Source organism: Rhodococcus sp. H-CA8f, assembly GCF_002501585.1.
GTDB lineage: Bacteria > Actinomycetota > Actinomycetes > Mycobacteriales > Mycobacteriaceae > Rhodococcus_F > Rhodococcus_F erythropolis.
Map to the genome: position 1 here is coordinate 2,012,293 of NZ_CP023720.1, position 24,556 is coordinate 2,036,848.

The 24,556-nt window shown below is 63.2% G+C and carries 22 protein-coding genes; 13 read left to right on the forward strand and 9 right to left on the reverse strand.

Annotated elements, in window-relative coordinates; genetic code table 11:
* Positions 1 to 61: 61 nt before the first annotated feature.
* Positions 62 to 472 (forward strand): VOC family protein, encoded by a 411-nt coding sequence (locus CPI83_RS09675; RefSeq protein ID WP_019749325.1) that lies wholly within the window; start codon positions 62 to 64, stop codon positions 470 to 472.
* A 10-nt stretch (positions 473 to 482) separates the two neighbouring features.
* Here CPI83_RS09675 and CPI83_RS09680 read toward each other — a convergent pair whose 3' ends face one another.
* Positions 483 to 1,517: a glutathione S-transferase C-terminal domain-containing protein gene (locus CPI83_RS09680; protein ID WP_097388160.1), complete on the reverse strand. Its 1,035-nt coding sequence runs from the start codon at positions 1,515 to 1,517 to the stop codon at positions 483 to 485.
* Between the two features lie 35 nt (positions 1,518 to 1,552).
* Entirely contained in the window at positions 1,553 to 2,242 is a 690-nt protein-coding gene (locus CPI83_RS09685) for a GNAT family acetyltransferase (protein WP_097387139.1), read from the reverse strand.
* Positions 2,243 to 2,386: 144 nt separating this feature from the next.
* Between CPI83_RS09685 and CPI83_RS09690 the strand changes: the two genes are divergently transcribed.
* Positions 2,387 to 3,010, forward strand: a complete 624-nt coding sequence (locus CPI83_RS09690) for a PadR family transcriptional regulator (RefSeq protein WP_019749322.1) — start codon at positions 2,387 to 2,389, stop codon at positions 3,008 to 3,010.
* Positions 3,011 to 3,012: 2 nt separating this feature from the next.
* Positions 3,013 to 4,497, forward strand: a complete 1,485-nt coding sequence (locus CPI83_RS09695) for a DHA2 family efflux MFS transporter permease subunit (RefSeq protein ID WP_019749321.1) — start codon at positions 3,013 to 3,015, stop codon at positions 4,495 to 4,497.
* Here CPI83_RS09695 and CPI83_RS09700 read toward each other — a convergent pair.
* Entirely contained in the window at positions 4,457 to 5,806 is a 1,350-nt protein-coding gene (locus CPI83_RS09700) for an FAD-binding oxidoreductase (protein ID WP_198586367.1), read from the reverse strand. The two genes, CPI83_RS09695 and CPI83_RS09700, sit on opposite strands and share 41 nt — an antisense overlap.
* Before the next feature lie 49 nt (positions 5,807 to 5,855).
* On the opposite strand from CPI83_RS09700, the gene CPI83_RS09705 reads away from it, so the two are divergent.
* From CPI83_RS09705 to CPI83_RS09720, 4 genes are all read left to right on the forward strand, one after another.
* Positions 5,856 to 6,656, forward strand: a complete 801-nt coding sequence (locus CPI83_RS09705) for an enoyl-CoA hydratase/isomerase family protein (protein ID WP_021344976.1) — start codon at positions 5,856 to 5,858, stop codon at positions 6,654 to 6,656.
* A 93-nt stretch (positions 6,657 to 6,749) separates the two neighbouring features.
* The gene (locus CPI83_RS09710; protein ID WP_042952424.1) at positions 6,750 to 7,943 is read left to right on the forward strand and encodes an AMP-binding protein; all 1,194 of its coding nucleotides are present in this window, start codon (positions 6,750 to 6,752) and stop codon (positions 7,941 to 7,943) included.
* 35 nt (positions 7,944 to 7,978) lie between these two features.
* Positions 7,979 to 8,740 (forward strand): crotonase/enoyl-CoA hydratase family protein, encoded by a 762-nt coding sequence (locus tag CPI83_RS09715; RefSeq protein ID WP_019749317.1) that lies wholly within the window; start codon positions 7,979 to 7,981, stop codon positions 8,738 to 8,740.
* 7 nt (positions 8,741 to 8,747) lie between these two features.
* Positions 8,748 to 9,713 (forward strand): adenosine deaminase, encoded by a 966-nt coding sequence (locus CPI83_RS09720; protein ID WP_097387140.1) that lies wholly within the window; start codon positions 8,748 to 8,750, stop codon positions 9,711 to 9,713.
* Between the two features lie 3 nt (positions 9,714 to 9,716).
* Here the strand turns inward: CPI83_RS09720 and CPI83_RS09725 are convergent, their stop codons facing one another.
* Positions 9,717 to 11,030, reverse strand: a complete 1,314-nt coding sequence (locus CPI83_RS09725) for a D-arabinono-1,4-lactone oxidase (protein WP_019749315.1) — start codon at positions 11,028 to 11,030, stop codon at positions 9,717 to 9,719.
* Between the two features lie 78 nt (positions 11,031 to 11,108).
* Between CPI83_RS09725 and CPI83_RS09730 the strand changes: the two genes are divergently transcribed.
* Together CPI83_RS09730 and CPI83_RS09735 are read left to right on the forward strand one after the other, a co-directional pair.
* Complete coding sequence (locus CPI83_RS09730; protein ID WP_020908434.1) at positions 11,109 to 11,756, forward strand: TetR/AcrR family transcriptional regulator; 648 nt, start codon at positions 11,109 to 11,111, stop codon at positions 11,754 to 11,756.
* A 70-nt stretch (positions 11,757 to 11,826) separates the two neighbouring features.
* On the forward strand, positions 11,827 to 13,002 hold the full coding sequence (locus CPI83_RS09735) for an amino acid deaminase/aldolase (protein ID WP_097387141.1): 1,176 nt from the start codon (positions 11,827 to 11,829) through the stop codon (positions 13,000 to 13,002).
* Between the two features lie 45 nt (positions 13,003 to 13,047).
* On the opposite strand, the gene CPI83_RS09740 is transcribed toward CPI83_RS09735, so the two are convergent.
* Positions 13,048 to 16,491, reverse strand: coding sequence for a bifunctional RecB family nuclease/DEAD/DEAH box helicase (locus CPI83_RS09740; RefSeq protein ID WP_097387142.1), 3,444 nt, complete (start codon positions 16,489 to 16,491; stop codon positions 13,048 to 13,050).
* Positions 16,492 to 16,574: 83 nt separating this feature from the next.
* On the opposite strand from CPI83_RS09740, the gene CPI83_RS09745 reads away from it, so the two are divergent.
* A complete protein-coding gene (locus CPI83_RS09745) occupies positions 16,575 to 17,216 on the forward strand; it encodes an alpha/beta fold hydrolase (RefSeq protein ID WP_020970182.1) in 642 nt (213 codons plus the stop codon).
* Positions 17,217 to 17,221: 5 nt separating this feature from the next.
* Here CPI83_RS09745 and CPI83_RS09750 read toward each other — a convergent pair whose 3' ends face one another.
* Positions 17,222 to 17,839: an isochorismatase family cysteine hydrolase gene (locus tag CPI83_RS09750; RefSeq protein ID WP_020908430.1), complete on the reverse strand. Its 618-nt coding sequence runs from the start codon at positions 17,837 to 17,839 to the stop codon at positions 17,222 to 17,224.
* A gap of 92 nt (positions 17,840 to 17,931) precedes the next feature.
* Between CPI83_RS09750 and CPI83_RS09755 the strand changes: the two genes are divergently transcribed.
* From CPI83_RS09755 to CPI83_RS09765, 3 genes are all read left to right on the forward strand, one after another.
* Entirely contained in the window at positions 17,932 to 18,633 is a 702-nt protein-coding gene (locus tag CPI83_RS09755) for an FCD domain-containing protein (protein ID WP_019749310.1), read from the forward strand.
* Positions 18,630 to 20,000 carry an FAD-linked oxidase C-terminal domain-containing protein gene (locus CPI83_RS09760; protein WP_097387143.1) on the forward strand — a complete coding sequence of 457 codons (1,371 nt, stop codon included), beginning with the start codon at positions 18,630 to 18,632 and terminating at the stop codon, positions 19,998 to 20,000. The genes CPI83_RS09755 and CPI83_RS09760 overlap by 4 nt, the downstream gene beginning before the upstream one ends.
* A gap of 88 nt (positions 20,001 to 20,088) precedes the next feature.
* Positions 20,089 to 21,075 (forward strand): NAD-dependent epimerase/dehydratase family protein, encoded by a 987-nt coding sequence (locus CPI83_RS09765; protein ID WP_232816901.1) that lies wholly within the window; start codon positions 20,089 to 20,091, stop codon positions 21,073 to 21,075.
* 56 nt (positions 21,076 to 21,131) lie between these two features.
* Here CPI83_RS09765 and CPI83_RS09770 read toward each other — a convergent pair whose 3' ends face one another.
* The 3 genes from CPI83_RS09770 to CPI83_RS09780 form a co-directional block, all read right to left on the reverse strand.
* Positions 21,132 to 22,919 carry a long-chain fatty acid--CoA ligase gene (locus CPI83_RS09770; protein WP_019749307.1) on the reverse strand — a complete coding sequence of 596 codons (1,788 nt, stop codon included), beginning with the start codon at positions 22,917 to 22,919 and terminating at the stop codon, positions 21,132 to 21,134.
* Between the two features lie 139 nt (positions 22,920 to 23,058).
* Positions 23,059 to 23,757 (reverse strand): hypothetical protein, encoded by a 699-nt coding sequence (locus CPI83_RS09775; RefSeq protein WP_029255787.1) that lies wholly within the window; start codon positions 23,755 to 23,757, stop codon positions 23,059 to 23,061.
* Positions 23,758 to 23,883: 126 nt separating this feature from the next.
* The gene (locus CPI83_RS09780; protein WP_024487772.1) at positions 23,884 to 24,510 is read right to left on the reverse strand and encodes a phosphoribosyltransferase family protein; all 627 of its coding nucleotides are present in this window, start codon (positions 24,508 to 24,510) and stop codon (positions 23,884 to 23,886) included.
* Positions 24,511 to 24,556: the final 46 nt, after the last annotated feature.

Consider the following 24,556-nt stretch of genomic DNA (forward strand, 5'->3'; position numbering starts at 1 on the left):
CATAGGCTCGTACGAGACTCGGTTTTCTTCGTGAGTTTTCCCAGGCAGGAGTTCGAGTGTTATGACCGCCACTTCGGAATCTCGTTCGACGACCATCTGGCCGACACTGCGCTACCTCGACGCCCGGGCTGCAATCCACTTTCTGGTGAGCACCTTCGGTTTCGTGGAGAAGGTCGTCTACGGCGAGGGAGACGTGGTGGACCACGCCCAACTCGACTGGCCGGGCGGTGGCGGCATCATGCTGGGTTCGCCGCGCACCGATTCGGCGATCGCCGGCCTGCCGCCTGGAATCGGTTCGGTGTACATCGTCGTGGACGACGCGGACGCAGCTGATGCACTCCACGAACGCGCTGTCGCGGCGGGCGCCACGATCACGCAGGGATTGCGCGACGAGGACTACGGTTCGCGAGGGTTCACCTGCCGTGATCCCGAAGGTGTGTACTGGAGTTTCGGCACGTACGCAGGGGAGTAGCCGCCGCGACCTATCTGGTGGCCCAGTGCTCTGCTGGAACCACTTCCGACCGGATGGGCGGGTGAGGCGGTGTGCCGTCCCCGAACGGTCGGCCACCCAACTGTTCGCGGCCGTGCGGTTCGAGCCAGTGCGTCAATTCCGGTCCCTTGGGCACGATTCCGGAGGGATTGATCTCGGAATGCACGATGTAGTAGTGCGCTTTGATCTGTGTGAAGTCGATGGTGTCACCGAATCCGGGAGTCTGGAACAGATCGCGTGCGTAGTCCCACAGCACCGGCATCTCGCTGAGTTTGCTTCTGTTGCACTTGAAGTGGCCGTGATAGACGGGATCGAATCGCGCCAGCGTGGTAAACAGGCGCACATCGGCCTCGGTGATGGTGTCTCCCACCAGGAAGCGTTGCCGGGCAAGACGTTCGGTGAGCCAGTCGAGGCGGGCGAACAGCTTGTCGTATGCCTCGTCGTACGCCTCCTGTGAACCGGCGAAACCGCAGCGGTAGACGCCGTTGTTGACGTCGCGGAACACGTACTCGGCCACTTCGTCGATTTCGTTTCGCAGAGGCTCCGGGTACAGATCCGGTGCGCCTTCGCGGTGGTACTTCTTCCATTGCGTCGAGAAGTCGAGGGTGATCTGTGGGTAGTCGTTCGTGACCACCTTGCCCGTCGCGATCTCCACCATGGCGGGCACCGTGATTCCCCTGGGGTATTCGGGATCTCGGGCGAAGTACGCGTCCTGTAGTCGCGGGATCTTCAGTACGGGATCGACGCCGCCCGGGTCGAGATCGAAAGTCCAGCTTCGCTTGTCGTGAACCGGACCGCAGATGCCCATCGACAGTACGTCTTCGAGGCCGAGCAGACGGCGGACGATGATGGCGCGGTTTGCCCACGGGCAGGCACGTGCCACGATCAACCGGTATCGCCCCGGTTCGACGGGGTAACCGTCGCGACCGTCCTCGGTGATCCGGGTCGGGATGTAGTTGGTGTCGCGTTTGAATTCACGACCCTCTTCGACGAATGTCGGTTCGCTCGCGCCGTCTTCCGTACTCATCTGCGGTCCCTCTCGTTCGAGTGTCATTTCGAGTGTCAACTGGGCAGGTGCACGTGTACCCGAGCGTATGCCCCCAGAACGTCGAATTTGGCTTTACGTGGAAGCGTCGCGGCGATCGCGCTGCCGCGACTCGTGCGTAACTGCGGGATCAACCCGGAATCGAGAGCGTCCTCCGCGGCGAGAAGCGTTACTGCACAGCCGATTCCGTGACGGCGATGTGCAGGAGCAGTCAGGGTCGTGAGATCTGCCACGAATCCCTGAAATTCGGAGTACGCCGCGCATCCGAGCACCTCGGTGGAATCGGTGACGGCGGTGAACCACCGCGTCCGGTTCTCGAGGTCGGCCGTGGTGCTGTCGTCGGGTGGGCACAGCGCAGCGACGGCGAGGGCGGCGTCGACCTCGTGGGAAATCAGCAGTTGCTCGTCGGGTGGCGCGTCCGTGTAGTCGCCGAGGAAAGCGAGATCGACGGGACCGGTGATTCGCCCGCCGTGATCGCCGGCGATCTCGAGGAGGCGTGTCGGTTGCAGTAGTGCGTCGACGGAGATGCCCTCTGTGCGCTCGATGAACCACTGTGGCCCGACGATCGCACCGGAGCCTGCCAGATCGAGAACGTGGATGTCGTCGCCGACGACCCGGGCCGTGTGCGCCGGACGCAGTGCCGAGTCGCCGAGTCCCAGCTCACGCGCCCAGGCAAGTCGGATGATGTCGAGGTGATGATCGTCCACTCGCTACAGGCTAGTCCGATTCGAACGGGTTGATCGAGACGGACAGAGGTCGTATATTCCATGTGGACTATTTCGGGTGGAATAGTCAAGAAATGGTCAATTGCGGCTCGTCAGTCAACTACGGCTTGTCAGGGAGGGGGACTCATGGGTGACGTGTCACTGACGCCTTTGGGAATCACCGTGCTGGGCCTGCTGTCCGAGCGTTCGATGCACCCGTACGAGATGTACCAACTCGCCTCGGTGCGGCGGGGCGATCAGCTGGTGAAAATCAAGCCGGGATCGCTCTATCACACGGTTTCCCGGTTGGAGAAGCAGGAACTTCTGGCTTCGATCGGGACCGATCGTGAGGGCAACCGCCCGGAGCGGACGACGTACGAGATCACTGCCCGCGGCCGTGATGCCCTCGAACATCAACTACGCGAGATGTTGGCGGTTCCGGTGCGGGAGTATCCGCGGTTGCCACTCGCGCTTGCCGAGATGCACAACCTCTCCGCATCGACTGCGTGTCAGATGCTTCGGATCCGTCTCGCGCACCTCGACAAGACGATTGCGAAATTCGAGGTGGACTACGAAGCGGTGAAGGCCGCGGAGAAACCACGAATCTTCACGGTGGGCGCGGACTACGCCCACGCACTGACCGTCGCCGAAAGAGAGTGGATCGGCGCGTTGGTGACAGACATCGAGAGCGGCGAAATGCCCTGGCTCTCACAAGAACTTCTCGACCGGCTGGCCGGCTCCGCAGGCTCGTCCGCACTACCTAAGGACTGAAGATGGAAAAGCAGGTCAATCCCTGGCACGCGCTGTGGGCGCTGTGTATCGGGTTCTTCATGATTCTGGTGGACAGCACCATCGTCGCTGTCGCCAACCCCGCGATCATGGAGGACCTCGGCACCGACATCAACAAGGTCGTCTGGGTCACCAGCGCGTACCTGCTGGCGTACGCGGTGCCGCTGCTCGTCACGGGCCGACTCGGTGACAGGTTCGGTCCGAAGAACCTGTACATGATCGGCCTCGTACTGTTCACCGGCGCATCACTGTGGTGTGGTCTGTCCGGCAGCGTCGAGATGCTCATCGTCGCAAGGGCTTTCCAGGGTCTTGGTGCTGCAATGATGACGCCTCAGACGATGGCCGTCATCACACGCACGTTCGCGCCGAACAAGCGTGGCGCCGCAATGGGTCTGTGGGGCGCCGTTGCCGGTGTTGCCACCCTGGTGGGTCCGCTTGCCGGTGGCGTCCTGGTGGACAATCTCGGCTGGGAATGGATCTTCATCGTCAACGTCCCGGTTGGTGTCATCGCCTTCCTGCTCGCGTGGAAGCTCGTTCCGTCGTTGCCGACCAGCGAGCACAAGTTCGACATCCCCGGCGTGATTCTCAGTGCCGCAGGCATGTTCCTTCTGGTGTTCGGAATCCAGGAAGGCAGTTCGTACGACTGGAACGGATTCGTCTGGAGCCTGATCGGCGCCGGTGTGGTGTTGCTCGCGGTGTTCGTGTTCTACCAGTCGCGCAACAAGAACGAACCCTTGCTTCCCTTGGAGCTCTTCAAGGATCGCAACTTCTCACTCGCCAATGTCGCCATCACCGCGATGGGCTTTGCGATCACGTCGATGGTCCTTCCGCTGATGTTCTACACACAGGCAGTTCGTGGCCTCTCCCCGACGCAGTCGGCGTTGCTGCTCGTTCCGATGGCAGTGCTGACCGGTATCTTCGCCCCGATCATCGGCAAGCTCGTCGACAAGACACATCCGCGCTACATCGCCGGCACCGGCTTCTTGCTGTTCGCCGTCGCCTTGGGTTGGCTGGCACTGGTGATGTCTCCCGACGTCGCGATCTGGGAACTGCTCCTGCCGATCGGCCTGATCGGCTTCGCCAACGCGTGCATCTGGTCTCCGCTCGCGGCCACCGCCACACACAACCTGCCTCCGATGCAGGCGGGCGCGGGCGCCGGCGTCTACAACACCACCCGGCAGGTGGGTGCGGTTCTCGGCAGCGCTGCGATCGGCGCTCTGATCACCGCGCGATTGGCGGCTCAGGGACTGACCGGCGGCAGTTCGGAAGCCGGCGTGGGTCACCTCCCAGAGTTCGTCCGTGAACCGTTCAGCACGGCGATGTCGGAGTCGATCTGGCTACCTGCGGGTGTGCTGCTCATCGGTTTCGTCGCGTCGGTGTGCTTCGCCCGGCCTTTACGCGGGGACGCGCACGACGACGCGATGGCCGTCAGTGCCGAAGCGCGTCGGGAAACATCACTGCGCGATTGAGATAGTCGCTCGGGTCAAGGGCTCGCTTGATCGCCCACATCGTGGCTATGTCCTGCGCCGAGAGGGCCAGGTCCAGATAGTTGCGTTTGAGCGAGCCCACCCCGTGCTCGGAACTGACGTTTCCGCCGTGATCGCGAACCAGTTCGAGGACACTGCGATACACGGTGTCGGCGTTCGGACAGTTCAGGACGTTGAGGTGGATGTTTCCCTCGGCGACGTGTCCGAACAGGATCGGAATTGCCTCGGGCGCTCGGCTCGCGATCACCGCCGTTGCGTCCTCGGTGAAGGTGGCAAGCGAGTCCAGCGGTAGCGCCGCGTCGAATTTCAGTGGGGGACCGAACAATCCGACCACCTCGGCGAAGCATTCGCGGGCCGCCCACAAGCGCGTCGAGCCGGGGGCGTCGACCGCCACGGCCGGGGTCTGCGGTGGGCCGATGCGTTCGAGCAGCTCGGCCAGGTCTTCCAGCGGATCGTGGGCCGCGGACACCTCGGCGAGGAGGTACCACGGTCGCCCTGTCGGAACCGCGGCTTTCAAATGGCGTGCGGCCAGTTCGAGACCGCGCCCGTCCAACAATTCGAGTGCGTCGACGCCGTCGAGAGTGCGCAACACTCGCCCCGCCTCGACGACGTCTTGGAGTGTGTCGAAACCGATCAGCGACGTCACGCGGTAGGTTGGTATCTTCCGTAATTTCAGGTCGACGGAAGTGACCACCCCTAGAGTTCCTTCGCTACCGACCCACAGCGCGGGCAGGTTGTATCCGGAGTTGTCCGACAGCACTTTCGGTGACCGGCGCACCGTTGTTCCGTCGGGGAGTACCACCTCGAGTCCGAGCACCTGTTCGGCCATGTTCCCGTATCGAACCGTGTGCAGGCCACCGGCATTGGTGGACACCATGCCGCCGATCGTCGCAGTGTCCCGCGAGGCTATGTCGACACCGAACTTCAAACCGGCGGCGGCCGCCGCGGAATGTACCTGCGCGAGTGTCACTCCCGCCCCGGCGGTGATCCGCCCGGCGGCAAGATCGACGTCGCCGATCGCCGCGAGGCGTTCGGTGGAGAGCAGGACGTCGTCGTGTTCTGGCACCGTGCCGGCGACCAGGCCCGTTCGCCCGCCCTGAACGGTGACCGGTACACCGCGGGAGCGGCACACGTTCAGCAGTGCAGCGATTTCGGCTGTATCGGCCGGTCGGACCAGGGCGCAGGCACGGCCCGTGTACCGCCCTGTCTGATCGGTGGAACGGGTCGTCAACACGTCGGCGTCGGTGACGACGAACCGGTGTCCCACAACGTCCGCGAGCGCATTTCTCAGACCGTCCACCCGACGATCGTAGGCCGGTTCGATGTGGCAGTGTGGCGGGATGACTGCTCCCGAATCGCATCCCACCCGTCTCGAGCGCTTCACCACCGATGGTGGTGCCGAGGTGGCTGTCCTGACGTTCGCGCACGGACCACTCAATCTGTTCGATCAGGCCATGTTCGACGCGGTCATCGCCGATGTTGCGGCGCTGACCGAAAACCCACCGCGCGCGGTGCTTCTGCGCGCCGAGGGCAAGGTCAACTCGGCCGGCGTCGACGTCCATGTGTTCGACGGCCTCGACCCGGAGCAGGGCGCGGAGTTGTGGCGCCAACTGTTCGCCCAGATCTGCCATCCGCTCGAGGCGTTGCCGTGCCCGGTGATCTATGCGGCGCACGGGTTGACGCTGACTGCTGCATTCGAGATCTCCTTGGCCTGCGACATCATCCTCGCGGCGCCCAAGGCGAAGTTCGGACTGGTCGAGACAGTGGTCGGACTGACGCCGTCCATGGGTGGACCGCAGCGTTTGGCCGAGCGTGCCGGTTCCGGACGGGCTCGGGAGTTGGTCATGACCGGCGACCTCTACGACGCCGTAACCCTGCACTCGTGGGGCGTCGTCAATGCAGTTCACGACGATGTCGATGCTGCGGCGCGTGCCCTGGCGACCAGGCTGGCGGACGGACCCACGCGAGCCCACGACGCCACCAAGCAGATCGTCGCGGCCTGGCGTTCCGGCGGGATCGCTCATGCGGATTCGGTGACTCCCGGAGTGTCCGGTGCGCTGTTCGCCACCGATGACCTACGCGGCGCTGTCCGCAGTTTCCTCGACGTCGGACCGGGCAAAGCGGTCTACTCCGGAAAGTAAGTTTGCGACGATTATCGCCAGAGACCTCCACGAACTGTGATCCACGTCATATAGTCGAATGGCCGGTGGGTTGTCAGTGACGTGGAGGTATTGATGCGGTCGACGCTTGTGGAATACCCGTGTTCGAATCAGCTCCTCGCCGACGCCCGCGTCACCCGCGCCGGTGACGGGGTGCTTCGGTACAGCCAACTGGACCCGTCGTTGTCCGAACTACTGGACATCGCCGTCCATCGGTTCTCCTCACGCGTCGCGGTCGAGGAGGTCGACGGCGAGCAGGTCACCTTCGCGGAGCTGTGGGCCGAGGCGTCGCGGGTCGCGGGAGGGCTGAAGTCGCGGGGCGTCGAGATCGGTGACCGTGTGGCCATTCGTGTCGCCGCTGGGGTGAGGTGGATGGAGGCGTGCCTCGGCGTCATCCTCGCCGGCGGTGTTCCGGTCTCCGTCGGTGTGCACTTGAGTGATGACGCGGCGGACTTCGTCATCGCGGACAGTGGCTCGGTGTTGGTGCTCGATGGGGAACTCCCGCACGGTGTTCCGTTCATCGACGACGGCGCCGCCCCGGACGAGATGGCGATCCTCGCGTACACCGCGGATTCTTCGGGCGAGATGCTTGGCGTCGAGTTGAGCAACGAGAACGTGCTTTCTGCCATCGTCGGAATTCTGCACTCGCGTGACTACGGCGTCGAAGGTGTGCGGAATCTGCTGGTGGACAACGACTTCAAGTCGGTACGGCAGTTCGTGCACGTGCTCGCGACGTTGGTGGTCGGTGGAACGGTGGTCCTCGCCGGGGACTTCTGGCGTGAGAGTGTGCATACCGTCGACATCGTGACCGGGCGGCCCGAGGACTTGCTCGAGCCACGGTTGCTCACGCTCGGGCCGGCGGCGCGTTCCGGTTCGAGGTCGGTGCAGTGGATCGATTGCAGCGGGTCGCCGATCACGGCCGAACAGGAATCCAAGCTGCTGACCCTGTTCCCGGCTGCTCGGCATGTGATCGGGTGGGGTAAAACCGAAACCTGTGGGGCTGGTCTCATTCTGCCAACCGAGTCGGCGCCCACCCACCTCGGAAGCGTCGGAATCGCTTTCGGTGGAATGGAAGTGGCGTTGTACGGCCCGGATGCTCCAGGTGGTTTCGGTGAGTTGCTGTGCCGTGGACCGAGTGTCACGCGTCGGTATTGGAACTCGCCGCAAGCGACCTCGACGAGGTTCACCCAGGGGTGGTTCTGCACTCACGACACCGCGCAGATCGACCCCGATGGCTTCGTCCGTATTGTCGAACGCAACGTCGCGTAGTCACGCGAGCGTGGTCGACAAACGAGAGGGACATCATGGCGGACGAGGTTCTCACCGAGCGGCGCGGGCGGACACTGATCATCACCATCAACCGGCCCGAGGCGCGTAACGCCATCAACTCGGCGGTCAGTCACGCGTTGGCCGCCGCGGTCGAAGAGCTCGATGCGGACGACGATCTGTCCTTGGCCGTGCTGACAGGAGCCGGCGGAAACTTCTGTGCCGGTATGGATCTGAAGGCATTCGTGGCCGGCGAGAACGTCCTCGTGCCGGGACGCGGTCTCGGATTCACGGAAGGGCCACCGCGTAAGCCGATCATTTCGGCGGTCGAGGGCTTCGCGTTGGCAGGCGGCACGGAACTCGTGCTTGCCACCGACCTGGTGGTGGCGTCGTCCGAAGCGAAGTTCGGTATCCCGGAGGTCAAGCGAGGACTGGTTGCAGGTGGCGGCGGATTGTTGCGCCTGCCCAAGCGGATTCCGTACCAGAAGGCTCTGGAACTGGCGCTGACCGGCGACAGTTTCACCGCCGAGGAGGCATACCGCTACGGCTTCGTGAACACGTTGACCGAACCGGGCAAGGCGCTCGACGGCGCACTGGAGCTGGCTGATCGAATCACCCGCAACGGACCGCTCGCGGTAGCGGTCACCAAGGAGATCATCGTCAAGGCCGGCGGTTGGTCCGACGATGAAGCTTTCGCGAAGCAGTTGCAGGTCATGGCGCCGGTATTCGCATCCGAAGATGCACGCGAGGGTGCGACGGCGTTCGCCGAGAAGCGCGCCCCGGTCTGGAAGGGGCGGTAACACCGACATGGCTACACCTGTCGCAGAACTGCACATGCACATAGAGGGTTCTCTGGAGCCCGAACAGATTTACCGACTTGCCGAGCGCAATCGAATGGATCTGCCGTACAAGGACATCGACGATCTGAAGTCGAGGTACGAGTTCACCGACTTGCAGTCGTTCCTCGATCTCTACTTCGCCAACATGGCCGTCCTGCGCACCGCGGAGGATTTTGCCGACCTGACACGAGCGTACTTCCGCCGGGCGGCTGCGGCCGGCGTCGCGCATGCCGAGTTCTTCTTCAATCCACAGGCGCACGTAGTCCGCGGTGTTCCGCTGACCGAGGTCCTGGACGGGATCATGGATGCGGTGGCATCGAGCGAGCGCGAGTTCGGGCTCAGCAGCGCGGCAATCGCCGCCATCCTCCGAGATCAGCCCGTCAAGGACGCCGAGGAGATCTTCTCCGAGATAATTCGCCTGCAGGCTCCGATCGTCGGGCTCGGGCTCGACTCCGCAGAGGTAGGCAACCCACCGTCACTGTTCGAGGACGTGTTCGCCCGCGCGCGTGCCGAGGGTTTGCACGTTGTCGCTCACGCCGGTGAAGAGGGACCGCCCGAGTACATCTGGCAGGCACTCGACATTCTCGGCGCCGAGCGGATCGACCACGGAGTCCGGGCACTCGAGGATCCTGCCCTGATCGAGCGTCTGGTCGACGAGGAGATTCCACTGACGGTCTGCCCGTTGTCGAACGTTCGTCTGCGGGTGTTCGATTCGCTGTCGGATCATCCGCTTCGATCGATGCTCGAGATGGGTTTGATCGTCACGGTCAACTCCGACGACCCGGCCTACTTCGGGGGATACGTCGACGACAATTTCACCGAACTGGGCCGAGCCTTGGGTCTGACCGAGGCCGAGCGAGAAACCCTCGCCCGGAACTCGATCAAAGCCTCGTTTGCGAGCGATGCACGAAAAGCGGAACTGCTGCGGCGCTGACCGTCAGTCGCCGAGTACCTGACGCAAGTATTCGTTGTCGAACACACGATTCGCGTCGTACTTGTCTCTCACGGCGACAAAGTCGTCGAGTCGGTCGTACGTAGGACGCAGGTCGTCGACGGTCCGGTTGTGCATTTTTCCCCAATGCGGCCGGCCGTCGACGGCGCGCGCGATGGCTTCCACTGCGGCGAAGTATTCGGTTTCGGGTCGTCGGTGGTACTGGTGTACGGCGATGTATGCGGTGTCGCGACCGTGAGCAGTCGAGAGCCAGAGGTCGTCGGCGGCAGCAAAACGTACTTCGACGGGGAACGCGACGTTAGTTCCGGACTTCTTCATCCAGCGGTCGATTTCGTGGAGTGTCTCGGTGACGTGTTCGCGGGGGATCGCGTATTCCATCTCCTTGAACTTCACCCGGCGCGAAGACGCGAATACTCGGTAGCTGCGATCGGTGAACTCCCGGGCGCCGAGCAATCGAGACGACACGTTGTTGATTCTCGGGATCGCGGCCGGTGCCAGGGTGGCAACGCGGTTGACACCTTCGAAGAGTGTGTTCGAGAGGAGTTCGTCGTCGACGAACGCGCGAACCTTGCCCACTGGATCGGGTTCGGTATCTCCGGGCAGTCGCGTATTGCTCTTCGTCAGGACACGGTCGGTGTGCGGAAACCAGTAGAACTCGAAGTGGTCCAAGCCCAGACGATCGCTCTCGAGGGTGTCCAGTATGTGAGACAGCGTGTCGGGTTCCTCGATTGCGCGAAGTGTGAATCGCGGGACGCAGGCGAGAGTGATCTTCGAAATGATGCCGATTGCGCCCAATCCGAGGCGGCCCGCTTCGAACAATTCGACGTTTTCGTCGGCGCTTGCGGTAACGACAGATCCGTCGGCGAGAACGATCTCGATTCCGCGAATCTGTGTGGCGATACCGCCGAATCGTGCGCCGGTGCCGTGCGTGCCGGTGGACGTCGCGCCGGCCAGTGACTGGACGTCGATGTCACCGAGATTGGCCATCGCATATCCGCGTTGCCACAAGGCGTCGTTGAGAGCATGAAGGCGAGTGCCTGCAAAAACAGTGACCAGCGCACCGTCGTCGGTCGGCGTGATCGAATCGATTCCGCTCAAGTTGTCCAGGCTAACGAGGACACCGTCGGTGACCGCGACACCGGTGAACGAATGGCCGGCGCCGACGGCCTTCACACGTTGGCCGCGCGCCGCGGCCTCGGCGACCAACGACGAAAGTTCACGGGTATTTGTCGGCGTCGCAAAGCGACGCGGCGCGGCACTTTGAGTGCCCGCCCAGTTCTGCCAAGTGTCCGAAGCCATTACGCAATAATGTACTTGGACGGTCGTCCAGGCAAGTATTGCGCGAAGATTTTGTCATTTGCGTTCTACGATCATTGGATGCTGAACAGGCTTCCGGCGGACGAACGCCGCACACAATTGGTCGAGTCCGCTTTGTCTATTGCGGAACAGCGCGGTGTCAGTTCTGTGACGGTAAGGGCGGTGGCAGAGGAGGCCGGCGTATCGCTCGGCGTCGTTCATTACTGCTTCGAGAGCAAGGAAGCGCTGATCGCGGCAATGGGTGAAACGCTCATTCTGCAGCTCAGTGCGTCGATGCAGTATGCGTTCGCGCAGGTCCGCCATGCGCCGGATCTCAGTGGTGTGCAGGGGCTCAGGGAATTGCTGCATATCGGCCTGACCGGAATGTGGCCGACCATCGAAGCAACTCCGGATCGCCAGTTGTTGACCTACGAAATCACCGCGCAGGCACTGCGTAGTCGCAATCTCGGAGCCGAACGTGCTGGGGCAGTTGCATTTGAGCAGTACCGAATCATGGATGAGCTCGCGGTGTCGTTTCTCGAAGAGTGCGCCAAGATATCGGGCACGGTGTGGACGGAGCCGTTGAGTTCGATTGCGCGACTGAGTCTTGCAATGATCGACGGCCTTGTTCTGCGATGGCTGGTCGATCGTGACTCCGACGCGACTATTGCCGAGTTCGGAGAAATGGTTCAGGTAATCGCCAATAAAGCAGTGGTCGCGCCTCAGTAGAACCGCCATCCTGGACATACGTCCAGGATTGGTGATTGACTGGTCGCACGCCGCGACGATTGGATCATCTGTGACCAGGACCCTCGATCGACTCACTGCTGCCACGCGAGAACTCGACCCGCCTCTGGCTGCTCTGGATCTGACCACACTGCGCAGTAATGCAGCCGACCTGGTGCGCCGCGCCGGTGGAACCCCGGTGCGAGTGGCGAGCAAATCGGTTCGTTGTCGTACGGTTCTGACTGAAACTCTCGGTGACACACTGACTGCATCCGGCGGGTTCCGCGGAATCATGGCGTACTCACTGCGCGAGGCTCTGTGGCTGGTCGGGCTCGGCGCACGGGACATCCTGATGGGATACCCGACCGCCGATCGTGGCGCCATCGCGGATCTCGCTGCCGATGACACCGCCCTTCAATCGATCACCTTGATGGTCGACGACGATGCGCAGTTGGATCTCATTCGTTCGGCGTCGACGGGAGATGCGCCTGTCCGGGTATGTCTCGACGTCGATGCGTCACTGCGGATCGGTCCGATCCATCTGGGTGTACGACGCTCGCCGCTGCGCGAACCTGCCGCGGTCGCCGCACTCGCGGCGCGTGCTCGCCAGCGCGGATTCTCCGTTGTCGGAGTGATGTTCTACGAAGCCCAGATCGCCGGCCTCCCGGACACCAGCGCTCCGATCGGTTGGGTCAAGAAGGCCTCTGCCCGCGAACTGGCGTCCAGAAGGGGCGCTGTGGTCGCGGCCGTCACCGATGCCGTGGGTGCACTCGAGATCGTCAACAGCGGCGGTACGGGGTCGCTGGAGGTCAGCTCGGCCGATCCTGTGGTGACCGAGGTAACAGCAGGATCCGGACTGTACGTACCGACCCTGTTCGACCGCTACCGTGCCTTCCGTCCCGATCCGGCGCTGTTCTTCGCACTGTCGGCCGTGCGCAAGCCGACGCCGTCCGTCACGACCCTTTTCGGCGGCGGATACATCGCGTCGGGACCTGCCGGAGACACCCGCGTTCCGTCACCGGTCTGGCCCGCTGGTCTCAAGCTGCTCCGCAACGAAGGAGCCGGCGAAGTCCAGACGCCGGTCACCGGGAAGGAAGCCGGAAACATCGCGATCGGCGACCGCGTATGGTTCCGTCACGCCAAAGCCGGCGAGCTGTGCGAGCGCTTCGACCGCGTGTATGTGGTCGAAGCCGACGGCACCCGAACCTCGGTTCCCACCTACCGCGGCGAAGGGCAGTGTTTCGGGTAGGACAGTGCTTCGGGTAGGGCAGCGTTTGGGTGTGAAAATATTTGGCTAGCTCGTCAACCTCATGAACGCGCCCAGCTCCACCAATCCTGCGGGCGTGCTCGGCATGTACTGCGTCAACGCGTGTGATCGGACGATGATCGCGCACCACTTGCCGCGGGAGACAGCAACATTGAGGCGGTTCCGCGACAGAAGGAACGACATTCCTCGCGGGACGTCCTCGACGGCAGATGCGGCCATCGACACGATTGCCACCGCGGCCTCGCGGCCCTGGAACTTGTCGACGGTCCCGACCTCGACCTCCGTGAGACCGGCTTCGGTGAGATCGCGCTCGACGGTACCGACCTGGGCGTTGTATGCCGCGACCACGAGGATGTCCGACTGCTCCAGGGGCCGGGTTCCCTCGAACTCGCTCGGATCGGTCCATGGCGTACCGAGAAGGCCCTGGATCTGGCGAACGATTTCGTGGGACTCTTCCGGGGAGTACGTGGAATTGCCGCGGTGATCGACGAACACCGTGTGCACTCCGGCAGCGAGTCCGTCGAGTTTTCTTGCCGCACTCACGGTTTCCTGGGAATGCAGCTTGCCCTCGTACGACAATGCGGACACGGGCGCACACAGATCCGGGTGCATCCGCCAAGTCTTCTCGAGGAAGTAGCCGAGTTCGGGTGGCAGTGCGCCGTGTCCCTCGGCGAGCCAACCGAGCGCCGATTCGTCGACAGGTTCGGGGTGAGTACCTTGGCTCACCTGCGGCAACTGCTGCGGATCGCCCAGCAGCAACAGGTTTCGCGCGGAAATCGCGACGGCAATGGTGTTGGCGAGCGCGAACTGGCCCGCCTCGTCCACCACGAGCAGGTCCAAGCTGCCCGCTGGAACACGATCGGTGTTCGCGAAGTCCCACGCAGTGCCGCCGATGACGCAGCCGACGCCTTCGGCCTCGGCGATGAATCCCGCATATTCTTCGGATGCGATGTCCTGCCATTCTGCGGTCTTGCTGCGGCTGCCCTTCTTCGCGACCAGCGCAGGGTCCACTCCGGCCTTCAGAATGCCGCCGAGCATGTTCTCGACCACCGAATGTGATTGAGCCACCACTCCGATTCGCCACTGATGTTGTTCGATCAGTGTCTTGACGACACGAGCACCCGTGTAGGTCTTGCCCGTACCAGGGGGACCCTGTACTGCCACGTAGGAATCATCGAGGTCGAGAAGTGCGGCGGTGATGGCGTCCGCGTAGTTGTTGTCGGTGCCGACGGGCGGGAGCGGTGAACCCGAGCGTGTCCTCGGGGTGCTGCGCCGGAGAATGTCGACCGCTGCTACGGGTGGCAGTTCGGGCAGGATCTCGCTGGCGCCGGATGCGGCAGCGGCGATGGACTTCTCCATGCGTCCGGTGGGAATCGGACGACCAGGTGCCAATGCGACTGGAGCATCGAGGTATTCGTCACCGCCGAGCAGTTCTTCGACGGTGACCACGTCGAGTCCTTCGGACTTGACCACGGCCGTGACCTTGACGCTGCTGGTGCCGCGTTGGGTGGGGTTCTCGCTGGCAACAGCATCGGGGGAGGGGGTTGCGTAGAGAGCGAACAGATCACTGCCCGGGCTCAAAGACGTTCCGGTGCCGAAACTTCCGGTCAGCTGAATGTGTCGACGGAACTTCTTCTGACGTGGGGTGCTCTTGTGCCAGTCCGCCTCGATTTCGGACTGTTCGACCACCATGACGTCGCGGATGTCCACCAGGTCTTCGATCGGTGTGACCAATCGGTCGAAGTGGGCCCACCAGTACGGCTTCCGCTCACGATTGTGGTACCCCACCGCAGCAGCCAGTAGAGCAGCTGCCTGCTGATCGGGGGTACGCGCCGAACCTGCCTTGTGTCCTGCGAATTCGCGGAGCGCGATCTCCGATTCGGTGAGCTCCTCGAGTGGAATCTTGATCTGCCCGGTCGGCTCACGAAGTTCGACGCCGTGTTCTGCGGCGCGCTCGGCAAGCCAATCGCGCAGGCGCAGAGTGGATTCGCAGTCGTACTCGTTGTAGTCGGAGATGCCCTGAAGAAGTTCCCTGGCCTGGTCGGCTTGTCCGCCGTCGCGCAATTGGCAGTAGTCGGCATAAGCGACAACCGAAGCGGCGGCATTGGTCACGTCGCCGTCGCGGCCGTGCTCACCCATGTAGAGCGGCTCGAGTTTCTTGATGCTGTACGAGCGTTGTCCGATCCGCAGGCAGGCACGGACGATCGGGTACAGGTCCACGAGCACGTTCTCGCTGAGCAGCGTGTCCACCGTTTGCTCGCCGACACCGTGACGTGCGGCCAAGCGCAACAGCGCCGATTTCTCGTACGCGGCGTAGTGATAGATGTGCATGCCGGGGTGAGCTTCTCGGCGCGCGGTGACGTAGTCGAGGAAGTCGAGGAGTGCCTGGCGTTCACCGTCGCGATCGTGTGCCCAGAACGGCTTGAACACGTAGTCGTCCGCCGGCCCTTCGACCACACCGAAAAGGTATTCCAACCCCCAGTCGGTGGATCCGTCCTCGGCCCATAGGGGATCGCCCTCGAAGTCGAAGAAGATGTCGCCGTCGTCGGGGACGGGTAGTCCGCCGAGCGCCGAGGGTTCGTAGACCTCGAATTCGGCGTCGCCGGATTGTTCCTGACGAAGTTGAACCGCGGCCTGCGCACGGAGTTTGTCGAGTGTTTCCCGTCGGATGCCCTCGACAGGGCCGGTGCTCGCGGCGAGTTCGTCAATTGTCGTGATCCCCGAGACGATCAGTTGTTCACGCTGATGGCCGCGGACGCCCGCAACCAGCAGCAGGTCCCGATGACTTTCGACTTCGACGCTGCAGGTGTCGCATCGACCACAACGCAGGTACCGATCGTCGAGCCACTGTGTCGGTTTCCCCTCAGCACGGTGCTCGTCGAGGACTCGTTCGAGTTCAGCTCTGCGTGCTGCGAATACCGGCGCGATGTCTCCGATGTCGTGCGACGACGTGCTGCCGTCGCCGAGCAGTAGATGAACCTGATCGGAGGCGGCAATTGCATTGCGCTCCAACGCATCCGCGTATGCGGCGAGTTGTAGAAGTGCCGACACCTTGGCGTGCCGGGAGAGCTTGCTGTCGTAGACCGCGTAGGTGTTGCCTTCGCGGACGAGGAAATCGCAGAACCCGAGGAATCGGCCGTCGAAAAAGGTTCCCTGATAGATGACTGGCGCGCCCGATCGGGCTGCCTCGACGGTGGCCAACGTGGCGGCGGTCAGGCCTGCGCGTGAGTGTTCCGGTCGCGGCATGACGACGACGCCGTCTCCGTGTTGATCGATGAACTTCTGAAGCTGTTCGCGCTCGTGCGAGTCGCCGAGGCTCGACGTCCGCTCGAGCATCGGATCCGCCTCGGCCGCCTCGGCTGAGATCAGACCGGTTCGGGCGTCGAGTTGCCGCAACAGTGCGAACTCGCACGAGGCCGCGGCCGAGAGGTCACTGGCGCTGTAGACGATCTGATCATCGAGTAGGAACACACGGAGATTGTGCCATCGCTCACCGACAAGGCAACCCACCAGTAATCGCCCACCGCCCGCGGATACCCGTAGGAGAGTGCAGAATGACGAGCATGCCCTTCTTCGACGGACGAACCGGTCAGGTGCACTTTCGGCATTGGCCGGCGGCAGGGGGCGCAGTGCCCACTGTGTCTTTGGTCTTTCTGCACGGCCTCGGTCAGCACAGCGGGCAGTATCACCGTTTCGCGGGCGCAATGACGGCGTCGGGGATCGACGTGTGGGCGATCGATCACACCGGGCACGGTTTGTCGGAGGGTGATCCGGGAGTCGGGGCTCCGCTCTCCGATCTTGCTGCCGATGCAGCCGCGCTGGCTGACATCGCCTTGGCGGAACTGCCCGAAGTTCCGCAGGCGGTGATGGGTCATTCGTTAGGTGCCGTGACTGCGCTGACGGTGCTGGCTCATCGCGATCACGAATTCGCGTCCGCCGTGTTGTGCGGCATTCCGCGCAGCGCGGTGGAGCAACACGGGTGGGCGGAACTCTCCGACGCGGGCATCCCAGTGCTGGTCGTTCACGGTACCGACGACCGGATCGCCCCGGTCGATCCCGTCCGGGACTGGGCGCGGACGCTGCGCAACGTCGAGATGCGCGAGTTCGAGGACGCCGGTCACGACCTGCTGCACGAGAAGGTTCACGCCAGTGTCACCAACGTCAGCCGTGAATTCCTTCTCGCGCATTCCAGGTAGTCCTCTCAGGAGAGCGCGCCGAGCACCTCTTTCGACGTGACGGGGTGCGAGAACATCGGGTAGTCGTAGGTGATCGCGTTCTCGTGTTCGGCGACCGAAGTGCCTGCCACGCAATCGGTGAGTGTGATGACCCGGTAACCGTTCTCGTATCCGGTGCGCATGGTCGATTCGACGCAGCAGTTGGTCAGGAAGCCGCCGAGAAGGATCGTGCGAATTCCTTTGCTGCGCAGAATGAAATCGAGGTTTGTGCTGGCAAAAGTGTCGAGTCCACGCTTGCCCTCGATGACGATGTCGCCGTCTTTCGGGGCGAGTTCGTCGACGATCGCAGCTCCCCAGGAACCCTTCACGAAAGCCTTGCCGTCGACGACGCCCTTGAGGATGCCGTACGGATGCGAGGTGATTTCGTTGTACCCCTCGGCGAAGGTGATCGGTGCGTGCATCACGGTGACACCTGCCGCCCGAGCCGCATCGACCAGCGCAGTGGTGTTCGCGAGGAGTCCGTTCGATTCCATGACCGGAGCGACGGCCTCGTGAAGAACACCGCCCTCGGTGGTGAAGTCGTTCTGGTACTCGATGAGCACGACGGCTGTGGTTGCTGGATCCAATTCGAGCTTGTCGGTCATGGTCGACACCTTGTCTGTTGTGGTCCGGGTCACGAATCTCCTCAATTAAACAGTTTGTCAGACAAGCAGGCAAGGGGTGGTAGCGTCGCGGCATGGATACGACTCCGTTGTCGCGCATGCCGCTCAGCCTTGCCGTGTCGGGAAGAATCCGTGCTGCCATACTCGACGGCTCGCTTCCCGTCGGCGAGGCGTTGCCGACCGAACAGGAACTCGCGCAGACCTTCTCGGTGGGTCGATCGACGGTGCGCGAGGCACTTCGTGTCCTGCAAGCACAGGGATTGTTGACCGGCGCGGACACCACCTCTACTGCCAGGCCTCGGGTGACGCACGAGCACACCGCCGATTCTGCGGCCACCGCTCTGAGTACGGCACTGCAAGTGGGCGCGGTTCCGCTCGGCGATCTTGTCGAATTGCGAGTGCTGCTCGAAGCTGCTGCGCTGCGAACCGTCGCCGTCGTGCCAGACGACGCCCGGGCTGCGATCGAGCGAATGCGCATCGCAACCCGGGCCGACGACTCGGTCGCATTCCACGACGCCGACGTCGACTTTCACGTTGCGCTCGCCGGAGCGGGCGGGAACAAGGCGTTCGGGTTGGTCATGACGGTTCTCCGCGACAGCATCGCCGGCTACCTGCTGAGCGAACTGGACTCGCGCGAGAACTCGGCGGCCACGCTCGGCGCACTGCTGGCCGAGCACGAGGGTATCGCCGACGCGATCGAGCGCGGCGCAGCTGACGAGGCCGCCGATTTGGTCGAGCGCCATGTGCGCGGATTCTACGAAGGACGAACGGAATGACCACGAGTATCGATCTGTTGGGTGAACGCTTGCAGAAAGCGGTGGGGGACAGGGCGACAACCGATCCCGACCGAATGGGCGCGTACGTCCGGGATCAATCACTGCTCACTGCAGCCGGAAGGCCCGCCGCGCTGGTCAAGGCGAAGACGGTCGACGACGTCGTCGCGGTTATGACGGTGGCGCACGAACTCTCCGTTCCGGTGGTGACACGAGGGGCAGGTACCGGGTTGGCCGGCGCTGCCAATGCGCTCGACGGGTGTATCGTCTTGAGCGTCGCGGGCATGGATCGCATTCTCGAGATCGATCCTGCCGCGCGCACCGCCACGGTGGAGCCCGGAGTGATCAATGGTGACCTGGCGGAAGCTGCTGCACAGCAGGGCCTTTGGTACGTACCGGATCCGGGAAGCCGGGCCATCTCGAGTATCGGCGGCAACCTGGCGACAAATGCAGGCGGCATCTGTTGCGCCAAGTACGGCGTCACCGGTGATCACGTCGCGGCCCTGACGGCGGTACTCGCCGACGGGCGTGTGATCCGTACCGGTGCACGGACGCGCAAAAATGTTGCGGGGCTGGACCTGACACATCTGCTCGTGGGCTCGGAGGGAACGCTCGCGGTCATCGTCGAAGCCACGATGCGGTTGCGTACGGCGCCCACTGCCGCGACCACCGTCGTCGCCTTCTTCGATTCCGCGGAGTCCGCGATCGAAGCCGTCCTCGCCGTGTCGGCAGTGGCCGAACCGTGTCAGATGGAATTGATGGACGACGTCACCATCGGCGCGGTCAATCGGCTGACGAAGATGGGGCTGGACGAATCGGCCGGGGCGATGCTGCTCATCCAGTGCGACGGTAGGTCGGCGGCCGCCGAGGCAGCGGACTGCGCCGCGGCGTGCGAAAGTGCCGGGGCTCGAGAGGTTTTCCACACCGACGATCCGGTGGAAGGTGAAGAGTTCACTGCCGCCCGCCGGATGGCGTTGCCAGCTCTCGAGGCGTTGGGCACGGTACTTCTCGACGACGTCGCGGTGCCAGTGCCGGCGTTGCCGTCCATGTTGGAATGCATTCGTGAAGCGGCCGATCGCCACGGTGTCACGATCGGAACCTTCGGCCACGCCGCCGACGGCAATCTTCACCCGACCATCGTGTTCGACGCTGCCGAATCGGGAGCGCAGGATCGTGCGCGCGGAGCTTTCGACGACATCGTTGCCGGCGCACTGGCGTTGGGCGGAACGATCAGCGGTGAACACGGTATCGGGGTTCTCAAAGCGCCGTACATGGCAGACATGGTCGGCCAGACCGAACGCCAGTTGATGCTTGCGGTGAAGGCCGCATTCGATCCGAAGAGCATTCTCAATCCCGGACGGGGTATCTGAGCGCTTCTTCCGCCCCTCACTCGTCGGAAATTGCGCTACCAGACGAACTTGTTGCTGCACGACGCTTTTTCGAGTGACGATGGCCGTCATGAAGCTGCTGATTCTCGGAGGAACACGGTTCCTCGGCCGTGCCCTCGTCGACGACGCCCTGGCACGGGGCTGGGAAGTGACAGTGCTCCATCGGGGGCTCACCGGAGCGCCACCACCTACCGCGGAGGTTCTGTTCGCGGATCGCACCGATCAGCGAGCGATGGTTGAGGCGCTCGGTGATCGTCGATGGGATTTTGTCGTCGACACCTGGTCGGGTAGCCCCCGAGTGGTCGCTGAGAATGCACGCGTCTTGCACGGTCACGTCGACCGGTACGCATACATCTCCAGTGGATCCGTCTACCAATGGGGCTTGCACGTGGACGAGGGCTCGCCGGTGGTTGCCGCATCTGCGACGTCCGATGACAACAGCGATTACGCGTCCGCCAAACGCGGGGCCGAACTCGCTGTCCTGGAATCCTTCCCGGACGCGCTGCTCGCGAGGGCAGGGTTGATCCTCGGCCCGCACGAGGACATCGGGCGGTTGCCGTGGTGGTTGCAGCGCATCGCTGAGGGCGGACGCGTCGTTGCTCCCGGAGCGCCGACCAGACCGTTGCAGTACGTCGATGCCCGCGACATCGCATCGTTTGTCCTGTCCGGACTGGCGGCCGAAATCAGCGGGACGTACGACGTCATCAGTGCGTCCGGGCACACCACTACCTCCGGGCTCCTCGAGGCGTGCGTGGACGCCACCGGTTCGGGTGCGGAGTTGGTGTGGATCGACGAGGACCGACTTGCAGCAGCGGGAGCGCAACCGTGGACACAACTGCCGTGTTGGGTCCCGCAAGAGGGCGAGTTCGCGGGTTTCCTCGAAGCCGACACTGCCAAGGCAGCGCGGGCAGGGTTGCGGTGCCGTCCCGTCGAAAACACCGTGCGCGATACCTGGGAGTGGATGCAGCGGGAAACTCTGCCGACCCAGCGGGAGGATCGTGCGGTGCACGGCCTTCCATCCGAGATCGAAAAGGAACTACTCTCCGCCGGAGAGTGAAACGAGTCTGGCCCGGTTCGCATTCGAACCGGGCCAGACTCGGGAAAGACGATCGATCAGGCGTACAGGTCGCTGATCTTGGTCTTGTGAGCTTCGTGAATGATGTTGCGCTTGAGCTTGAGCGTCGGCGTCAATTCACCGGTCTCCTGGGTGAAGTCGACCTCGAGGATCGTGTACTTCTTGATCTGCTCGGGGTTGGAGACCTTCTTGTTCGCGTCGGCAACGGCCGAGTCGATCTCGGCGATCAGGTCGGCGTTCTTCACCAGATCCGCGATAGCGGTGCCGGCGGGCAGGCCGTTGCGCTCGACCCAACCGGGCAGAGTCTCCGGATCGAGGGTGATCAGTGCACCGATGAACGGCTGACCGTCGCCGACGACGAGGCACTGGCTGATCAGAGCGTGCGCACGCAGGGAATCCTCGAGGCCTGCCGGTGCGACGTTCTTGCCTCCGGCCGTGACGATGATTTCCTTCTTGCGCCCGGTGATGGAGACGTAGCCCTCGTTGTCGATCGATCCGAGGTCGCCGGTGTGGAACCAGCCGTCGACGATCGATTCGGCCGTCGCCTTGTCGTTGTGCCAGTAGCCGGCGAAGACGACCGGGCCCTGCAGGAGGAGTTCGCCGTCCTCGGCGATCCGTGCTGCATGGCCGTTGATCGGCTTGCCGACGGTGCCGACGCGCTGCGCGCTCGAGGTGTTGACGGTGATTGCGGCGCTGGTCTCGGTGAGTCCGTAGCCCTCGTAGATCGGGATGCCGACGCCGCGGAAGTAGTGGCCGAGACGCGCGCCGAGGGCTGCGCCACCGGAGACTGCACGCTCGCACTCGCCGCCCAGAGCTGCGCGCAACTTCGAGTAGACGAGCTTGTCGAATACCGCATGCTTGAGCTTGAGTGCCAGCCCGGGGCCACCCTTTTCGAGGGACTCGCTGTATTCGATGGCAGTGGCGGCAGCCTTGTCGAAGATGCTGCCCTTACCGCCGTCGACTGCCTTCTGGCGAGCCGAGTTGTACACCTTCTCGAACACGCGCGGTACCGAGAGGATGAAGTTGGGCTTGAAACCGGCGAACTGCTCGAGGAGCGTCGTCAGATCCGACGTGTGGGCGACGGTGACCTTGGCGTCGAAAGCGCCGAAGGAGATCGCTCGCGCGAATACGTGGGCGAGCGGCAGGAACATCAGCGTCTTCTTGCCGGGGACCATCGACTCCGGCATCGCCAGGCGGCAGGCGTTGGACTCGGCGTAGAAGTTGGAGTGCGTCAGCTGGACACCCTTGGGGCGTCCGGTGGTTCCGGAGGTGTAGATCAGGGTCGCGGGCGAGGCAGCGGTGACCTGGTGACGACGAGTGTGCAGTTCTTCATCGGTGATTGCCGAACCGCGACTGGACAGCTCGTCGATAGCACCTGACTCGATGACCAGAACCTCGCGGAGGGCTTCTGCACCGTCGGTGACTTCCTTGTGAGTCTCCGCGTGCTTGGCCGTTTCGACGACCAGAAGTGTTGTCGCGGAATCCTCGAGGATCCACTGCGCCTGATCAGGGGAGGAGGTCTCGTAGATCGCGACGGTGCATCCGCCGGCAGTCCAGATGGCGTAGTCGAGAACGACCCACTCGTAGCGAGTTGCTGACAGGATAGCGACGCGGTCGCCGAGCTCGACGCCCGAAGCGATCAGGCCCTTGGCAACTGCGGAGACCTGCTTCGCGAATTCAGCTGCAGTGACGTCGACCCATCCACCGTTCGACGGCCTCTTGAACGGCACGAATGTGGGGTCTTCTTCGGCGTGACGGAACACGGAGTCGGCCATGGATACGTTCTCCGGAATTGAGAACGACTGTGGAACTGAGAACTCGCGCACTATTGACCCCTCCAGTGACTACTGACATTTCTGATGTGCATTGCATCACATTAGTCGTCATTTTGCACTGTCGTTACTATTCGGTAGAACTGGTCGGGCGCTGACCTGCAGTTTAGTGTGACCGCCTGTTTACAGGTACTCAGGCGACGTGTTGGAGCATGCGGCCGTGCACGGACAACCACCGGCGAATTGCGTAGTCCAATCGGTCCGGATCCACTCCGAGTTGCTCTGCAGTAGCTGCAAGGATCTCCGAGGTGTCTCCTGACAACTCGGTGGTGCCGAGTGTTGCGCTTATGAACGTGTCGGCAGCGGTACCCAGATCGGTGTGTGGAATTCCGGCCAACATCAACAGGTGTGCCCAGGTCACTTCGGAACCGTCTCCGCAGGCGTCCACCCAGGCAAGGTGAACCGCATCGAGAGCGTTGTCGGAATCGGCAGCAGAGAGCAGGTCCTCGACGCTGTTGATCCGCAAATGATGGAGTTTCTCGGCGACCTGTTGGATGTGACGTGCCTCGATCGGGACACCCGTCGCCGTGTAGCGACGCTTGTACGAGCCGATCTTGCCTGCCCACTGGTCCGAACTCCCGGCTTCCTCGAAGGTGCGGAGTAGTTCGCGTGCGCCGTCCGTGACGGGTTTGTCTTCGCGGGCTTTCCGGTAGGCCAGGTAGCGATCTACGACGGTCACTTCGCTGTGGCCCGACGTGGACTGAACGGATTCGATGATGCACAGGGCGAGGCTCTGTCGATAAGCGTCTGACGCAACCCAGGCGGAAGGGTCGCCCAGGCGGTCACGGCACGCAGCTGCGACGGCGTCGACGGTATCGGTCGAGATGGTCACGGTTCCTCCAGAAAGCCGAATTCTTTTTGTTCCATTTGGGCTATCGGCACCGAGGAGCGAAATGTTGCACACATCACAAATTCTCAGAGATCTCTTGGACTGCGCTCAGGCTGGAGGGGTGTCCTCTCAGGCGAGGAAGGTCAGCACTTCGTCGTCGCTGAGTTGATGAAAGTCCTCGAATGCAGCACCGACGCCGCCCAGCAGGGCAGGAACGAAGGGGCAGACGACCCGATCGGCTGAGCACGCGATCACTCTCATTGCTTCAGGGGAGGCAACTGGGACAGCGACGATGACGGATGCAGCACCCGCGGTGCGCGCGCAGCGGCAGGCAACGGCGGCACTCGCACCCGTGGCCATTCCGTCGTCGACGATCACTGCTGTGCGTCCGTGGAGGGAAACCGGGGTCCGTCCCTCGCGCAGGAGCCGCGCTCGCCGTTCCAATTCGGTTCGTTCGTCGCGTTCGACGGCGACGAGTTCACTTTTCGAGACGCGAACCGCTGCGATGACGTCGTGATTGAGGACCCGCACGCCACCCTCACCGATGGCGCCCATCGCCAGTTCCGGGTTGTACGGACTGCCGAGCTTGCGCACCACTACGATGTCCAGCGGAGCGTTCAGTGCCGCAGCCACCTCGGCTGCGACCGGTACTCCGCCGCGTGGGAGTCCGAGAACGACAGGCTTGTCGAGACGCAAAGACTCGAGCCGCCCGGCCAGAAATTTGCCGGCGGAAGATCGATCCCGATACTGGGTCACTGCGTTGTCCTCGAGAAGCTCGAACCCCGACCTGTTCGACGCTACC

Bases quoted from the DNA above. Each gene is read 5' to 3' on its own strand.
- CPI83_RS09750 (WP_020908430.1), bottom strand. From the start codon at position 17,839: ATGACCGACAAGCTCGAATTGGATCCAGCAACCACAGCCGTCGTGCTC.
- CPI83_RS09730 (WP_020908434.1), top strand. From the start codon at position 11,109: ATGCTGAACAGGCTTCCGGCGGACGAACGCCGCACACAATTGGTCGAG.
- CPI83_RS09725 (WP_019749315.1), bottom strand. From the start codon at position 11,030: ATGGCTTCGGACACTTGGCAGAACTGGGCGGGCACTCAAAGTGCCGCG.
- CPI83_RS09755 (WP_019749310.1), top strand. From the start codon at position 17,932: ATGGATACGACTCCGTTGTCGCGCATGCCGCTCAGCCTTGCCGTGTCG.
- CPI83_RS09715 (WP_019749317.1), top strand. From the start codon at position 7,979: ATGGCGGACGAGGTTCTCACCGAGCGGCGCGGGCGGACACTGATCATC.
- CPI83_RS09760 (WP_097387143.1), top strand. From the start codon at position 18,630: ATGACCACGAGTATCGATCTGTTGGGTGAACGCTTGCAGAAAGCGGTG.
- CPI83_RS09675 (WP_019749325.1), top strand. From the start codon at position 62: ATGACCGCCACTTCGGAATCTCGTTCGACGACCATCTGGCCGACACTG.
- CPI83_RS09745 (WP_020970182.1), top strand. From the start codon at position 16,575: ATGACGAGCATGCCCTTCTTCGACGGACGAACCGGTCAGGTGCACTTT.
- CPI83_RS09720 (WP_097387140.1), top strand. From the start codon at position 8,748: ATGGCTACACCTGTCGCAGAACTGCACATGCACATAGAGGGTTCTCTG.
- CPI83_RS09705 (WP_021344976.1), top strand. From the start codon at position 5,856: ATGACTGCTCCCGAATCGCATCCCACCCGTCTCGAGCGCTTCACCACC.
- CPI83_RS09695 (WP_019749321.1), top strand. From the start codon at position 3,013: ATGGAAAAGCAGGTCAATCCCTGGCACGCGCTGTGGGCGCTGTGTATC.
- CPI83_RS09765 (WP_232816901.1), top strand. From the start codon at position 20,089: ATGAAGCTGCTGATTCTCGGAGGAACACGGTTCCTCGGCCGTGCCCTC.
- CPI83_RS09680 (WP_097388160.1), bottom strand. From the start codon at position 1,517: ATGAGTACGGAAGACGGCGCGAGCGAACCGACATTCGTCGAAGAGGGT.
- CPI83_RS09690 (WP_019749322.1), top strand. From the start codon at position 2,387: ATGGGTGACGTGTCACTGACGCCTTTGGGAATCACCGTGCTGGGCCTG.
- CPI83_RS09710 (WP_042952424.1), top strand. From the start codon at position 6,750: ATGCGGTCGACGCTTGTGGAATACCCGTGTTCGAATCAGCTCCTCGCC.